The organism is Streptomyces sp. 8L (genome assembly GCF_020176795.1).
Taxonomy (GTDB): Bacteria; Actinomycetota; Actinomycetes; order Streptomycetales; family Streptomycetaceae; genus Streptomyces.
In genome coordinates this window covers 1-435 of record NZ_JAIUKE010000973.1, presented here as the reverse complement: position 1 = coordinate 435, position 435 = coordinate 1, and the positions used below count along the sequence as shown (strand labels likewise).

Below are 435 nucleotides of genomic sequence, written 5' to 3'. Positions count from 1 at the left end.
ACGTCACGGCCCCGGCTCGGCTCCGGCTCCGGGTCGCCTCCCGCTCCCGCTCCGCGAGGCCGCCGGCTCAGTGAAGCCGCTGGCTGATCACCTTCGACACGCCGTCGCCCTGCATGGACACCCCGTAGAGCGCGTCCGCGACCTCCATCGTGCGCTTCTGGTGCGTGATCACGATCAGCTGTGAACTCTCCTGGAGCTCCTGCATGATCCGGATCAGCCGCTGGAGGTTCGTGTCGTCGAGGGCCGCCTCCACCTCGTCCATCACGTAGAACGGGCTGGGGCGCGCCTTGAAGATCGACACCAGCAGCGCCACGGCCGTCAGCGACCGTTCGCCGCCGGACAGCAGCGACAGCCGCTTGACCTTCTTGCCGGGGGGACGCGCCTCCACGTCGATGCCGGTGGTCAGCATGTTGTCCGGGTCCGTCAGCAAGAGCC

The 435-nt window shown here is 68.7% G+C and carries 1 protein-coding gene; it reads right to left on the bottom strand.

Going from position 1 to position 435, the window contains the following annotated elements; all coding sequences use genetic code 11:
• Positions 1–67 precede the first annotated feature (67 nt).
• Positions 68–435 (bottom strand): AAA family ATPase (locus LCE31_RS40155; protein ID WP_225023265.1); only part of this gene is annotated, 368 nt, incomplete at its 5' end.